The organism is Chryseobacterium sp. ERMR1:04 (genome assembly GCF_001297705.1).
GTDB lineage: Bacteria > Bacteroidota > Bacteroidia > Flavobacteriales > Weeksellaceae > Chryseobacterium.
The window spans coordinates 193,647-209,066 of the sequence record NZ_LIRF01000008.1; the positions used below are offsets into that span (position 1 = coordinate 193,647).

The 15,420-nt window shown below is 32.4% G+C and carries 13 protein-coding genes and 1 pseudogene; 2 read left to right on the top strand and 12 right to left on the bottom strand.

Annotated elements, in window-relative coordinates; translation table 11 throughout:
- Positions 1-243: 243 nt before the first annotated feature.
- The 3 genes from AMQ68_RS18100 to AMQ68_RS18110 form a co-directional block, all read right to left on the bottom strand.
- Entirely contained in the window at positions 244-2,415 is a 2,172-nt protein-coding gene (locus AMQ68_RS18100; RefSeq protein WP_054512016.1) for a TonB-dependent receptor, read from the bottom strand.
- An 80-nt stretch (positions 2,416-2,495) separates the two neighbouring features.
- On the bottom strand, positions 2,496-3,557 hold the full coding sequence (locus AMQ68_RS18105) for an AraC family transcriptional regulator (protein ID WP_054512017.1): 1,062 nt from the start codon (positions 3,555-3,557) through the stop codon (positions 2,496-2,498).
- Positions 3,558-3,629: 72 nt separating this feature from the next.
- The gene (locus AMQ68_RS18110) at positions 3,630-4,001 is read right to left on the bottom strand and encodes a helix-turn-helix domain-containing protein (protein ID WP_054512018.1); all 372 of its coding nucleotides are present in this window, start codon (positions 3,999-4,001) and stop codon (positions 3,630-3,632) included.
- 121 nt (positions 4,002-4,122) lie between these two features.
- On the opposite strand from AMQ68_RS18110, the gene AMQ68_RS18115 reads away from it, so the two are divergent.
- Both AMQ68_RS18115 and AMQ68_RS18120 read left to right on the top strand, forming a co-directional pair.
- The gene (locus tag AMQ68_RS18115) at positions 4,123-4,917 is read left to right on the top strand and encodes an SDR family oxidoreductase (RefSeq protein WP_054512019.1); all 795 of its coding nucleotides are present in this window, start codon (positions 4,123-4,125) and stop codon (positions 4,915-4,917) included.
- A 45-nt stretch (positions 4,918-4,962) separates the two neighbouring features.
- Complete coding sequence (locus tag AMQ68_RS18120; RefSeq protein WP_054512020.1) at positions 4,963-5,400, top strand: hypothetical protein; 438 nt, start codon at positions 4,963-4,965, stop codon at positions 5,398-5,400.
- A 210-nt stretch (positions 5,401-5,610) separates the two neighbouring features.
- On the opposite strand, the pseudogene AMQ68_RS18125 reads toward AMQ68_RS18120, so the two are convergent.
- The 9 genes and pseudogenes from AMQ68_RS18125 to AMQ68_RS18165 all read right to left on the bottom strand — a co-directional run bounded on the left by AMQ68_RS18125 (position 5,611) and on the right by AMQ68_RS18165 (position 15,213).
- Positions 5,611-6,866, bottom strand: a pseudogene (locus AMQ68_RS18125) (citrate synthase).
- Between the two features lie 81 nt (positions 6,867-6,947).
- Entirely contained in the window at positions 6,948-8,240 is a 1,293-nt protein-coding gene (gene eno, locus AMQ68_RS18130) for a phosphopyruvate hydratase (RefSeq protein WP_054512021.1), read from the bottom strand.
- A 219-nt stretch (positions 8,241-8,459) separates the two neighbouring features.
- Positions 8,460-9,755 (bottom strand): hypothetical protein, encoded by a 1,296-nt coding sequence (locus AMQ68_RS18135; RefSeq protein WP_054512022.1) that lies wholly within the window; start codon positions 9,753-9,755, stop codon positions 8,460-8,462.
- A 1-nt stretch (position 9,756) separates the two neighbouring features.
- Entirely contained in the window at positions 9,757-10,182 is a 426-nt protein-coding gene (locus tag AMQ68_RS18140; protein WP_054512023.1) for a hypothetical protein, read from the bottom strand.
- 136 nt (positions 10,183-10,318) lie between these two features.
- Positions 10,319-11,104, bottom strand: a complete 786-nt coding sequence (locus AMQ68_RS18145; RefSeq protein WP_054512024.1) for a sensor histidine kinase — start codon at positions 11,102-11,104, stop codon at positions 10,319-10,321.
- Positions 11,101-11,484, bottom strand: coding sequence for a hypothetical protein (locus AMQ68_RS25185; RefSeq protein ID WP_144423943.1), 384 nt, complete (start codon positions 11,482-11,484; stop codon positions 11,101-11,103). The genes AMQ68_RS18145 and AMQ68_RS25185 overlap by 4 nt, the downstream gene beginning before the upstream one ends.
- A 258-nt stretch (positions 11,485-11,742) precedes the next feature.
- Positions 11,743-12,474, bottom strand: coding sequence for a hypothetical protein (locus tag AMQ68_RS18155; protein ID WP_054512026.1), 732 nt, complete (start codon positions 12,472-12,474; stop codon positions 11,743-11,745).
- Positions 12,475-12,479: 5 nt separating this feature from the next.
- Positions 12,480-13,112 (bottom strand): response regulator transcription factor, encoded by a 633-nt coding sequence (locus AMQ68_RS18160; RefSeq protein WP_054512027.1) that lies wholly within the window; start codon positions 13,110-13,112, stop codon positions 12,480-12,482.
- A gap of 217 nt (positions 13,113-13,329) precedes the next feature.
- The gene (locus tag AMQ68_RS18165) at positions 13,330-15,213 is read right to left on the bottom strand and encodes a beta-galactosidase family protein (RefSeq protein ID WP_054512028.1); all 1,884 of its coding nucleotides are present in this window, start codon (positions 15,211-15,213) and stop codon (positions 13,330-13,332) included.
- Positions 15,214-15,420: the final 207 nt, after the last annotated feature.

Consider the following 15,420-nt stretch of genomic DNA (forward strand, 5'->3'; position numbering starts at 1 on the left):
ATTAAGACTTAATTATTAACATCAAAACACCAACACCATGAACAAGAAAAATCCCGTGCTAAAACATGCACAAAAACTAGGAAGAGATCAACAAAAATCAATTAAAGGAGGCATTGGAATCGGCGGACCAAGATACTGCTGTGAATGGAATGACGATGGATCATGCCGAATTTGGACTTGCGGTAACTGTGTTTGTCCGTAATCAAAAAATAATAAACCTGCTTTTTCTAAGCAGGTTTTCTTTTATCTGGCTCTGTTTTCTTCTTCTGTCTTCTGTATATCTTTTGTCTGATATTTCGAGCTTCCAAAATTATAACTTAAAGACAAAATTAACTTTTGGGTATCCCACCAATGGGTAAGTCGGTTATCCATAATTTGTTTATGTCTGAATTCTAACCGTTGATCATAAGAATCAAAAATATTATTAAAACTCACTTTCGTATTCAGCTTATTATCAAACCATGCTTTTTGCACTGAAATATCAACGGTATATCTTGGTTTAATAATGTATAAACTATTCCCGGTTTTAGATTCATAATTGGCAAAAATATTAATTGTATAGCCTTTAGGTAAAGAGAAAACCTGATTGAATCTTACCTCATAATTATAAATTTTCAATGCAAAAACTTCATCAAGATACGGTCTAAATTCATGATTGTAATATCCCGCGATCTGAGTGTTTATGTTCCACCACTTTGCTATCTTCACAGGAAAACTTATTTCTAAAGTAGCAAAATTACGATAAGGTAAATTCGTTCCTAAATATTCCAGCACATTGGTTTCAGGATTATAGATAGGATACCGCGTCATAACATCTGTTTCTTTTCCTATGGTGAAAGATGTCACCCAGTTTTTATATCGATACGTTGATTTGATTTGATTGGTAAAAGAGGGCTGCAGGTAAGGATTCCCAATCCAATAATTCAGCGGACTAAAATAAAATCTGAACGGATTCAGCTGTGAAAAAACCGGTCTTGTAATTTTTCTACTATAAGAAAAGGAAAGCTCACTAGATTTGTTGAATGCATAGCTCGCACTAAAAGAAGGCAGCCATTTCAGATAATTTCTTGAGACAACAGAATCTATCGTTACTGCATGAGAAACGCTTTGAGTATTTTCAAATCTTAATCCTGCATTAATCTGAAGCTTATTAAATTTCTGACTGTATCCCCAATATCCTGCCCATATTTTCTCTTGATATGAAAATTGATTACTCCGTGTAGGATCGAAAACAAATTGCTTATTAACCGACAATGTATCGTATCTGATCATATTATTCGTTTTAGTATCACTGAATTTAATACCTGCCTCAAAGGTAGCATCCCCTATTTTCTGAGAAATATCAACTTGCCCTGTATAAATACGAATCTTGTTGAGAAGATCAGATTTCCAATAGGATAAAAGCTGTGAAGTCGGCTTATCGCTATTCGTAAAATCATCTTTTTGTTTATTTTCGACCGAAAGATAATTGCCTAAAAAGCTTAGCTTAAAATTTTTATGTTGGAAAGAATAATCTGTAGCGAGCCCATAATTATCTTGAAAATAGTTCGTAGGATTTTTACTTTCTGTATTAAAAACCAATTGAGTTTCATCTTTATTTACTGTATAGAGTGAGCCTAAGCGAATCCGGTCACTCTCTCTAAAATTTCCTCTTAGATTCACTCCCACTCTATTTTTGTCGTTCAATTTATAATCAACTCCCAACTGAATCGCATACACTTCTGCATCATCTTTTTGGTAAGCCTGGGTTCTCATAACGTTTGTATTTGCTAAACGTTGTAGCGCATTATAACGATATATTGAGATTCCATTGTTATAGCCTAACAGCAGATTATAGCCAATTTTCTCTGTGTTGTAAGAAAGGCTCAGGCTATTTTCTCTATAACTAAATCTATTGATGCTTGTGTTTCCAATATAGCTTCCTTTCCAGCCCAAATTGGTATTTTTCTTTAATTTAATATCAATAATTCCTTTAAATTCCGCATCATATTTTGAAGATGGATTGGTGTTTACTTCAATAGATTCCACCATTTCCGGCGACAGAGATCTCAGGTAAGACTGCAATTCCTGATTGCTCATTACAACAGGTTTTCCATTAATAAAAATGGCAGGGCTCATTCTTCCTCCAATAAAAATTCCATCCTCAGAATCTACCGTCACTCCTGGTGTTTTTCTTAAAACTTCGAGAATGTTAGTTGATGTTTTAAAATCTTTATTCCCGGAAACATTCATCACAATATTTCCTTGATTGAGTTTTACATCTCTCCGAGAAGATTGAATAATAACCTCTGAAATTGTTGCAATCGAATCTTTTTGCTGTATGGAATCCGAAACCTTAGCATTGAGAATTTCTTGAGATTTTGCTAAAAATGATACGAATAGCAACAAGATAAAAATCCATAATTTGGCGTACATAAACTTTAAATTTTATGAAACCAAAAGTATTGGAGATCGATGAAAAGGAGGTTTTGAAGTTTAAATTCCGAAGTACAGAATTATAAATCTAAACCCTGAAACCTAGGCTCAGAAGCCAGTTGAGATTGCTTATATAAAAGTGGTGTTGTATTTTTTATTTTCTTGAAGGTAGAGAAAAATGTAGATTTAGAATTGAATCCAACCTCATATCCTATTTCTTCAAATTTTAGATAAGAGCCATTTTCAATCTTTTCGCATGCTTCACCAATTCTGTATTCATTGATATAGATTGAAAAACTTTTACCCAAATTATCATTTAATAATTGGGAAAGCTGATGCGCCGAGATATTCATTTCCATAGCAAGATCACTCAATTTTAAATTCGGATTTTTATATAGTTCTTCCATATTCATCAACCGTTCTAATTTTGAGACAAAGTTTTCAGCCTGTTGATCCGGTATCTTTTTATTAGAATATTTGCTTTCTTCTTTTACTGCTACGGATCTGTTTTTATTATTGAATAAGATCAAAACATTCCCATATAAAACCAAAGAAAAGACAAGACTTCCACCCGCACAATATACCTGAATCAATCCTGTGGACATCAGTTGATAGGCTAAAAAGATAATCACATTACTTACTACAATAGGGAGGATAAATTGAGCCGGTTTCTTAGCATCTTTTTTCGAAAAAATATAATATTCATAAACAGATAGAAAAATGAAAACCGTCCATATCCCATAAATAAATCTCGCAAAATAGGTATCCCAAGTAATAGGAAAAATTAAATATAAAAGCCCTACCATAGCAAGAATTAGTGTCAGAACGCCAAAAGATTTTCTTGTACTTTTAAGATCAAATTGCTCTTGCAAGAAAGAAGAACGAATATAATAATACAAAGCCGGACCCGTAAAAAATAGTGCCGACAAACCCAAATGAGGAATAATGCTAGGCCAATCTGGATAGAAATAAATACATACCGAAATTCCTACTCGGATGCTTAATGTCAATAAAATTAATCCTAAAAAGAAATCCGGAATATGCTTTAATTTTTTAACAAACAACAAATAAATGCCTAATAAAAGCCCGTTAAAGGCTCCTATAACACTAAAGAAAAATAACATTTGCTGTCCGAAACTCATTGTTTATTAGCTTTTTATGAAACGTAAATTTAATGATTTCTGAGATGTAAATTTAGATAATTATGTAAAATATTATTTCTCAGCGATATTTTCTAATCGATTGAGGATAACTGTTCTAAGCCGTGCTTCATTCTTATCTCCCCATTCTCCAAGAACTGAAATAACAGGAATTAAAGTATACCCAAATTCAGTTAGGCTGTACTCAACTTTTGGAGGAACAACAGGATATATCTTCTTCGTCACAAGCTCATGATCTTCCAATTCTTTCAACTGCATATTCAACACTCTTCGGGAAGCATCAGGAATTTTACGTTGCAGTTCACTTGGTCTTTGATACCCTTCATTGATAAACCATAACAAACGGATCTTCCACTTTCCATAAAGAACTTCACCAATTAAGTCAAGACCGCAATTTAAACTTGGAGGAATTTTTCTTTCATACATTCAACAAAATTAATCAATGTTCCAACACTAGCAATAGGGAAAAATTTATCCCTATATGAATCGTAATTCCGTACTTGTACAAACCTTTCATACTGCTGAAATTTGTATAAAATTTAAAAATATGAACGAGCAATTTAATTTTAATAATGAATTAAGCAACACAATAGCATTGGTAACAGGCGGAACCAAAGGTACAGGAAAAGCCATTGCAGAAAGATTACTAAACGCTGGGGCTACCGTAATTGTAACAGCAAGGAACCATCCCGAAGCAATGAATGAAAAGATACATTTCATTTCAGCAGATCTAAGTAAGCCTGAAGGTACTCAAAAAGTTGTTGATGAAGTTTTATCAACATATGGAAGGCTTGATATTTTGGTGAATACATTAGGAGGTTCTGAAACTCCGGGCGGAGGCTACTCGGTTTTAACAGATGAAGATTGGGAAAGTACTATTCAAACGAATTTATTAGCTCCGGTTCGTTTAGACAGAGGATTTTTACCGCAAATGACTACGCAAAAACAGGGCGTAATTATTCATATTGCCTCAATTCAGGGAAGATTACCACTTTATGATTCTACTTTACCTTACGCAGCGGCAAAAGCAGGTCTTATTAATTACAGCAAAGGCTTATCTAAGGAAGTTTCAGCAAAAGGAGTTCGCGTACTGACGGTTTCACCAGGTTGGATTATGACAGATTCTGCTATCAGAATGATGGAACGAATTGCAGAAAGTTCAAATTCAACCATTGAACAGGCAACTCAAAGTGTGATGGATGCATTAGGCGGAATCCCCATCGGAAGACCTGCGCAACCCGAAGATATTGCTGAATTTGTGGGATTTTTAGTTTCACCAAGAGCAAGCTATTTAACCGGAACTGAGTATGTGATTGACGGGGGAACTATTCCTACTATATAACTCGTAGTTAAAACTTTTGTATTTTAGTCATTCATTAAAAATAGAATGAAAAAATCTGATAAATCCATTCATAGAATTTGTATTGCTAAAATTAAAAGAAGCACCATGAAGCCCTATGCTTTCAAATGGGCAGCTTTTTATGAGAATGATTCTAAAATTTTATTTCAAAACTATCCTTTCGAGTTACATAATGATGAATTAATTATTTGTTCAACAATTATTGATTCTGATAATTTTAGCATTTTAACATCCAGAAAACTGATTACCAATAAAAATGGAATTCTTCATTTTGGCAGTTTAATTAATGCTAAAAATAAATTGTATGGTGAATTTAAAAGTGACGATGAAGATGTTACTTTTGGAAAGGTTGAACTGGAAAATGGTGAGATTTTACAATACTTCATTGAAACAAAAAGGGGCTCGATGATTATGATTCAAGGTGTAAAAACATCAATAACCATCCAAAAAACAACAGAAAAATAAATTTAAAAAGTGACTCATATTTGAAATAAAAAAATAACTTGCTTAATGATGCATAAAAACTAATAGACATATTCAAGGAAAAGGCACTCTTTTCAACAAGATTCACAAAGAATTTTCCGTTCGGATAATCATTAAACAATACCTTCAAAACGTATAAAACAAAAAATCCCAAAGCATAACTTTGGGATTTGTATTTATCTGAAACAAATATTATCTGTTTACTAAATCGATATAGTCTCTTTTTTGAGCTCCTTGGTAAACCTGTCTTGGTCTTCCGATTGGGTCTCCTTTGATTCTCATTTCTTTCCATTGAGCAATCCATCCTGGAAGTCTTCCTAATGCAAACATTACGGTAAACATTTCTGTAGGAATTCCTAACGCTCTGTAGATGATTCCTGAATAGAAATCTACGTTTGGATATAATTTTCTTTCGATGAAGTACTCATCTTCTAGTGCTACTTTTTCTAACTGCATCGCAATATCCAACGCTTTGTCTTCAATTCCTAATGCACTTAATAAATCATCAGCAGCTTTTTTGATAATTTTCGCTCTTGGGTCGAAGTTTTTGTAAACTCTGTGTCCGAATCCCATTAAACGGAAGCTATCATTTTTATCTTTTGCTTTTGCAACCCACTTGTTTACATCTCCACCATCTTTTTCAATCAATTCAAGCATTTCGATTACCGCTTGGTTTGCCCCACCGTGAAGTGGACCCCAAAGTGCAGAAATACCAGCAGAAACTGAAGCAAAAAGACCTGTGTGTGCAGAACCTACCATTCTTACAGTAGATGTAGAACAGTTTTGTTCGTGGTCAGCATGAAGGATTAATAATTTATCTAACGCTTGAACTACCACAGGATTCATATCAAAATCAGCATTTGGTAATCTGAAAGCCATTTTGTAGAAGTTCTCTACATAGTTAAGATTGTTATCTCCGTGGTTAAGCGGCAAACCTTGACTTTTTCTATATGTCCAAGCACAAAGGTGAGAGAACTTAGCAATCATCAATTCAGCAGCATGATCCATCTCTTCTTTAGAATTAACATTTACCGCTTTAGGGTTAAAGGCAGTTAATGCAGAAGTTAAAGAAGATAAAACTCCCATTGGATGAGCAGAACGAGGGAAAGCATCGATGATTTTTTAATATTACCGTTAAAAGTGTTGAATTGGCCTTCAGTTGGTAACTCACCGTGTAACAAAAGGTACATTACCTCTGTAAAGTTAGACTTCTCTGCAATTTGTTCAATAGGGTATCCTCTGTAGTATAATTCCCCTTTATCCCCGTCTAAGTAAGTGATGTCACTAAGTGTAGCTCCTGTATTTTTGTAACCTAAATCTAGAGTGATTAAACCTGTTTGGTCTCTTAGTTTTGAAATATCGATCCCTCTGTCTCCGATAGTACTATCCACGATTGGATATTCATATGAATTACCGTCGTAATTCAATATTACTTTGTTGTCTGACATTATTTATTTTTTTCTAAATTTACTAAATTCCATAAAATACGGCAAACAAAAATTATCGTTTGCCGTTATTTATAATATCAATTATCTTTTTATCTTAAAAGCATTCATTCCTGGGAAAATTGCAGTATCACCAAGTGCTTCTTCAATTCTTAATAGTTGATTATACTTCGCCATTCTGTCTGATCTTGAAGCTGAACCTGTTTTGATCTGTCCGCAATTCATTGCAACAGCCAAATCAGCGATTGTAGAATCTTCAGTTTCTCCTGATCTGTGAGACATTACTGAAGTGAATTTATTATGTTGAGCCATTTGTACAGCTGCCATTGTTTCAGAAAGAGTACCAATTTGGTTTACTTTTACAAGGATTGAGTTTGCAATGCCTTCTTCTACTCCTCTTGCTAATCTTTCAACATTAGTTACGAATAAATCGTCTCCTACTAACTGTACTCTGTCACCAATTTTATCCGTTAACATTTTCCAACCTTCCCAGTCATTTTCCTGCATACCGTCTTCGATAGAAATGATTGGATATTTGTTTGCCAATTCAGCAAGGTAAGAAACCTGCTCGCTGCTTGAAAATTGTGCAGCATCCGGAGTCTGGAATTTTCTGTAGTCATAGATTCCGTCTTTATAGAATTCTGAAGCAGCACAGTCTAATGCGATCATTACATCATCACCAGGCTTGTAACCTGCTTTTTCAATTGCCTGAAGCAAAGTATCCAAAGCATCTTCAGTTCCTTTGAAAGTTGGTGCAAAACCACCTTCGTCACCTACCGCAGTAGATAAACCTCTAGAATGAAGAATCGCTTTTAGGTTGTGGAAAATCTCAGTTCCTTTTCTCAATGCATGAGAGAAAGAGTCTGCTTTTACCGGCATTACCATAAATTCCTGAAATGCAATAGGAGCATCAGAGTGAGAACCACCATTGATCAAGTTCATCATAGGAACAGGAAGGGTGTTTGCATTAACACCACCTACATATTTATATAAAGGCATTTTCAATTCTGCTGCTGCTGCTTTTGCTGCTGCCAAAGAAACTCCAAGGATTGCGTTAGCTCCAAGACTTCCTTTATTGTGTGTTCCATCTAATTCTATCATGATCTGATCTAAAAGATTCTGATCAAAAACAGGAAGACCCACTAATTCAGGTGCTATTACCTCTCTTACATTTTCAACAGCTTTAAGAACTCCTTTCCCCATATATTCTGAACCACCATCACGTAATTCAACTGCTTCATGTTCTCCTGTAGAAGCTCCCGAAGGAACTGCTGCACGGCCCATTGCACCGCTTTCAGTAAATACATCTACTTCTATTGTAGGATTTCCTCTTGAATCCAAAATTTGTCTCGCTTCTATATAAGAAATGTAACTCATTTTTCCGTTTTTTTATAGTTTATACAAATTTAATCAATTTTTAAGTTTTGGAAGCACTGAAGAGCCAATTTATACGTTTATCCTGAGTTAAATTTAAGTTAATTTTGAAGTTATAATAAATCATTGATTTAAAAATGAATAATTCTCCAAGTCTTTAAAAAGTATTGGAGAATTATTTTAACTATTTAATCTAATTAGGATTCAGCAAGAAAAACATTTTTATTGAATCTTTCTCTTAGTTCCTATACCGCTCAAAAATGAAATTCCTGCAATTACATTTCCTTTTTTAATAATATTATTGTCAAAATCTTTACCTAAAGAAAGGGTTAAATGCTGATTGGCAAATATTGCATAATCTAAATTCAAAACACACTTCCATGTAGGCTTTAAATCTGAGCCAGAAATAAAGCTTCTGTATAAACCTTCTACACTTCCTGTAAATTTTGAATCTTTAGGTGAATATTCATATTTTACACCTGCATCAAAAGTGGAAAAGTTACCTTGTGGTTTAAAATCTTCTACAGTCAACCAATCGTTTTTAGGATTGTACATATACCTTAAAAGGAAAAGCGGAGTTCCTGATTCTTTGGTTGCATAACCTAAAACGGTCCACAAACCTGCGTTATATATTTTAGAGTTATTAAAACGTTTTTCTTTGAATTGGATACTTGTACCGCCAGCGAAGTCCCAGAGAAAACCTGTACGATTAATTTTAAAATTTATACTTTTTATTTCTTCTGCATTTCTTCTAAGCATTTCATTATCCTCATACACTAAATGGTTTATCTCTTGTTCTTTCCATAAACGAAAAACACTTTCCCACAACTTATATATTGGGTCATATAAAATTTCATTTTTTTCAGCAGCAGAAAGTTGATAAAAGTTTTTAAGATACTTTTTTTTAGCCATAGTATTAAGCAACATATCTCTCTCAACAACAAATTCTTTATATTTTGTGCTATTTTCAACTTTACTATTAATTTCCCTCAATGTCATATTATGCTGATTCAACATTCTTTTAATTCTTTCAAAACTAGAATTAGTGGTAGAATCAGGATTTCCTCTTTTTATAGAAAATTTAAACCCAACTGCTGTAAAAATAGAATTTATAGGGATTTGTTCTTCTTGTGAATCATTAGTATTCCTTACTGCGAAAGAAAAAACAAAGGTTTGAGGAATAGCATATTTAATACTGTCATTTTTAAGCAGCATACTGTTTATTGACTTATTTTTCTCTTTACTTGGAAAAAGCCAATATGGAGCAATATCAATTGCAAAACCACCATTATTTATAAAGTTTAAAGGAAGGTTTTTTAGGTTCATCATTAAATTCGCTACATCTGTAGGCTTATTAATCTCGCTACTTGCAATATTTAAAAGATTGGATGCAGGCGAAGCAAGTACTTTTAAAACATCTGTATTAACGATTCCTTCTTTTGTTTCGTTTTGGGCAAAAGCCAAACTAAAAAAATGAACAAAACAAAAGATTATTAATAATTTTTTAGTTGGTTTCATTTTATATAAATTTTAGCGTTACAAAAAAATATAGAACTCCTGAGCTATTAACCTTTGTAGTAAGATGAAAGGGTATATTTTTATATCCTCCTTTTACATAAACAGTCAGCACACACACTTCTCCTTGATTACCACTCACAGATTTATTAAGTATTAATTTTTTCCCTTTAATGTCCTTATTACTGCCAATTAGAAAAGATGTATTACTACTCTCCACATCTATTCCATCCAATTCTGTAAAAGTATCTCCATGTATAACATTTCCTGTAATTGTAACTGAAATAGTAACATCTTCAGAATTATCAGAACACACATACATTGTATCAAGCACATTACCTGGAATATCACCTATCTTTAAAGATTCTAAACGATTATTCATGAATTTTTTAGATCCAATTATTGCTGTAATTTCATTGAGTTTTTTCATGGCTATTAATTTTTAATTTATACTCCAAAGTTCCTCTTAAAACAAGCCTCTGTCAATTACACAAACGGGTGATTCTAGCAACAAAAAAAGCAGCACCATTAAAAAATGATACTGCTATATTGAACTTAAAAATTAATTACAACTCTATTCTAAAAAATAAATGGGTTCCGTTTTCCGTGGTAACTTCACAGTGCCCATTTTGCTCCTGCATCCTACGTTTCATATTTCGTAGTCCGTTTCCTTCAGATTTTTCATGATTGATTCCTATTCCGTTATCTGATATTTTCATCATGAATTTTTTCTCTTTTTGGATAAACGAAAGCTTCAGCTGATTAGATTCGCTGTGTTTGTAAGCATTATTCAAGGCTTCTTTTAAACATAGAAATAAATTCCGTCTTTGTTCGGTCGTAATGGTAGTTTCAAAAATGATCCCATCCTCTACTATATTCAATTGAATTTTAGTTTTCTTTAGAAAATTATAAGCATACATTTTTGAGTAATCCATAAAACTACCCAACGTGTCATTTCCGGAGTTTAAACTCCAAAGCATTTCCCTCATAGAAAGATTCATTTCCTCGGAAGTTTTTAGAAGTTCATCGATATCACTTTTTAAATCTTCATCTTCGGCTCGCTGTTTCAAGAATTCTGCTTGGAGCTTTAAAGCAGAAATCCCTGCACCGAGATCATCATGCATATCATGTGAAATTCTCTCTCGTTCTTGCTCTATGGATTTTTGTTTTTCAAGTTCTTTTTGGAGGAGCTGGTTTTGATATTCGGATTCTTTGAGCTGGTTTTCTTTTAAATTTAATAATTGTCTTTTATTGTACATTAAAACTACAAAAATGATAAAGCAAAAAAACAACATCATTATTGAGATTGCAATAATGTAAGCTAGTTTTATATCATCTTGAATATGAGTCATAACTTTAATTTCTTTTCATATTTCATCAGTGCTACATAAAACATAATATACATACCGATATTAATAATATTCTGTCCCACACGTAAAAATTGAAGAAATTCATTATCTTCTTTTGCAAAATAAAACATAGGAGTAACTCTAAAGAGAAAAAAGCAACTCCACATTAATAAAGCAGTAGAAATCCAAAATATAGGATCATTATTAATTTTATATTTATCGAAAAAAGATATTTTATGATAAAACCATAGTAAAGAAATTACAATATAAAATAAGGTAATAATAATACCAATTTTCTTATCAAAGTCTTCACTTAAATAGTTGGTGAATGCCAAAATATATCCTAATGAAAAAATAGTTACTAATATTAATATTTTTTTCATTATCCCTGCAAAAAGTTTAAAAAAAAAGAAAGAAAAAAAGAAAATACAAAATATAAAGTAGAGATTATATTGTAGCCCTACTTTTATATTTGAATTAATTAAATTTCTTACAAACGAAACCCATTCATTGACTGAAGTAACTAATAGATATATAAAAAGATTATTTTGGGTAGAAAACGAATATCTTCTACCCAAAATAAATGATTTTATAAGTGGAAATAATAATACTATTTTATAAACAATTCCTATTAACATTATTTATGGCTTTAAATCACCCGCATCATATCCAATATCTGTAAAACCGTTATCATATATAGCATGCACAGCAAATGAAATTTTATCAAACTTGTTTTCACTAACTTCAGTATAATTACTACCGTCATCTTCTTTAGCCTTACAAAAGTAGATCATTAAGAAATCTAGTTTTAATATTGCATTTTTTTTGCTTTCTATATTTATGAAATATTTTTCAATATCATACATATTATAAATTACACATTCTGTAACATGATTCCCATTTATACCTATTTGTTTTACCAAAGATGATTTGTAAATATTTATTTTATCTTTTAATTTTTCATCATTTACAAAGTAATTATTACTTAGTAAAAATTTTTGATCAGAACTAATATCGGTATAGTCAGAATTATTAGAAAAAGCAATACCAATATTTAGTTTCGACTTATTATTTTCTTGTATAAAGAAAAACTTGACTTTAGAATACTTGCTATTTTTTAATATAAGATTTTTAAATTCTTTATAATTTAATGTTATTTTTTTTTGCAAATTTGGATTTCTATTTGCAACCGAGTCAAACTTTTCTAAATATTGCTTTTCAATATTACTTGGGATTTTCTCTCTAAAAGCAGCCATAGTATCAACTGAATAACTCTTATTCTTAGTAATGACTGTTTTATTTTGCTTATTTACACAACTTAGTATCACAAAATTCAAGATTATCAATGCAGAAATTATTTTTGAAAAATTCATAGTTTTTAGTTTTTAAAATGGTTAAATTTATTAACAGCCTCCACTTTGTTATTAACGTGAAGTTTTCTGTAGATGTTTCCGACGTGTTTTTTTACGGTGTCGATACTGATAAATTTTTTGTCGGCAATTTCTTTGTAGAGAAGACCTTGAGATAAAAGTTCTAGGATTTCTTTTTCGCGTTCGGTGAGTTCGTCTAAGCCTTTTACTTCAGAGGATTTTCTTTCAAAATGATGTAATACTTTTCGGGCAATAGAAAAGCTCATTGGTGCACCACCGTTATAGACATCTCGAATAGAGGAAAGAATTTTATCCATACTTTCTCCTTTCACAAGATATCCCATTGCTCCCGCTTTTAAAGAACTGAAAACCTTATCGTCCTCTTCGAAACTTGTACACATGATAAATTGGGTGCTTGGCATTTCCTTATTCAGTTTTTCAATAATATCAATCCCGAGCATATCTTGCAGCTGGATATCCATCATGACAACATCCGGAGAAATATCCGAAAGATTTTTCAATGCAGTATTCCCGTCAAAAAATTGAGCAACAACTTTCATGTCACTCTGGTAATTGATGACCTTCTTCAACGCATTGTTGTAGTTTCTTTCGTCTTCTACGATTGCTATGGAAATGCTCATATTCTTTTAGTTTGAGACAAATTTCGACAGAAAACAAAGCAGAATCAATTACACCTTTGTGTAATATTAAAGTTTTGAGTCCTTGGTTATGTTTAGTTTTTAAGTTTATTAAATTTAACAAATTTTCAATACAAAAATGAAATATTTTAAGAATATTTTTTAATAAATACTAATTACTATTGAAATTATAGCAATCTATCGATAAATTTAATGCGAATTATTTTGCAAGTTGATCCAAAATTGGAGTTTTAACCGTTGAAACTTTCGTTTGCACCGTTTCGTTGAGCTGATCGAAAATAATAACTTCATTCTTTCCTTTCTTAAGCCATACACCGGGAATATAAAGAGTCTGTTGTGGTCCTTGTTTCCAGAAACGCCCAATATTTTTTCCGTTAACAAAGATTACTCCCTTTCCCCATTTTTGCATATCAATAAATGTATCTCCGACTTCATTTAAATCAAATTCCCCTTGATAAACTGTCGGAACATCTTTTAATTTCACTTGCTTTCCTTCGTCAACAGGTTTTGCTTTAATAGTAGATGCAAAATCATTTAAGAAAGGTAATTTAGTCATTTCCCAATTCCCGGTAATTTCGGTATCTCCTATTTTAACTGCTGAGATAATACCTTTTGTATTTTCGTTAATACGTTCACCATAATTAATTCTGCCCCAATTCTCTACCAAAATCTCCAATTTAGCATTAAAAGGAATATCAATAGGCATTGTATATTGGTTGTAATACCTATTGAGTTCTCCTACTTTTTCTCCGTTGATGTAAATTGTTGCATAGTCACGTAAGCCTTTCAAATCTAGTATCCCTTTAATAGGCTGATTAAAGTGACGGCGATACAAAACATATCCATGTCCCTGATTGAGTTCTTCAAAAGATTGAGGCTTGTCGCTTTTAATGATCTCTTGCCCTGCAGCATAATTAAACAGATTATATACCTTATTTAATTGAATATCTTTTATCTCGATAACTTTTATCGGTGCAGGAATTTCCGGAAGTTTAGCTTTTGTATGTTTTGAGATAACGGCGCGTAGTGAGTCATACTTCGGTGTTCTCCAACCTGCTTCGGTGATGGGTGCATCGTAATCATATGAAGTTAAATCAGGTTGAATATCATGGTTCTTATCATAGTTTGCTCCGTTGGTAAACCCAAAATTAGTTCCGCCATGTACCATGTAATAGTTGAAAGAGACATCATTCTTTAAATATTTATTCGTTTGGCGAGCAACCGTGGTGGCATCCACTCTTGGAAATTCCTCCGCCCAGTGTCCTAACCAACCAGGATAGAATTCGGCAACCATATAGGGTCCCTGATTATTGTTATACTGATTAACGATCTTTTTCAGATTCTCAACATTATCTTCTCCATTAGCAGTGGGCAAAGCTCCTACAACACTTCCTCCTTCAAATAACCATGACCCATCAGACGTAAATAGAGGTACGCTAAATCCTGCATCTTTAAGTTGCTTGACAATTTTGGCGTTATACGTACGATGGCTTGCCAATGGAATATCTTTACGCTGTGATACAAATGACCCGAATTCATTCTCTGCCTGAACCATAATTACAGGCCCTCCATTGGTAATTTGTAAGTCTTTTACCTGATTATATAGCTGCGTAATATATTTTTTTGTTTCGATTAGGAATTGATCATTGTCTTCACGAATTTTCAGTCCTTTAATATTTTGTAACCACCAAGGATACCCCCCAAATTCCCATTCAGCACATACATAAGGTCCCGGTCGGATAATGACATACAATCCAACTTCTTGCGCTGTTTTTATAAATTGTTGTAAGTCTTTCTCTCCTGAAAAGTTCCATTTGCCAGGAGTTTCTTCATGGTAATTCCAGAAAACATAGGTGGTAACTGTATTTAGTCCCATTGCTTTCATCATTTGCAATCTATGCTTCCAATATTGGGAAGGAACTCTGGGATAATGAAGTTCTCCGGAATAAATGGAAAATGGCTTTCCATTCAGTAAAAAATGTCCATCTTTGATTTCAAAATTCTTATTGATTTTTTGGGAGAAAGCGGAAACAGTAGTTAGAATTAATAAGAATGTCCATACATACTTAAGCTTAGTCTTCATCATATTACTTGTGGTTTTTACAAATCTACATAAAAAATGAATAATTAATCACAGCCATATTATTTAAGTATTTATGATAATTCAATTACAGATTTACATAATCTTTGGATTTAAATAATAATTATTGGTTTGTTTTTTGTTTTGTTAAATTTGCTGTAATTCATTAACTATAGACAACCTATTTTAAAATACATTAAAAAATTATAT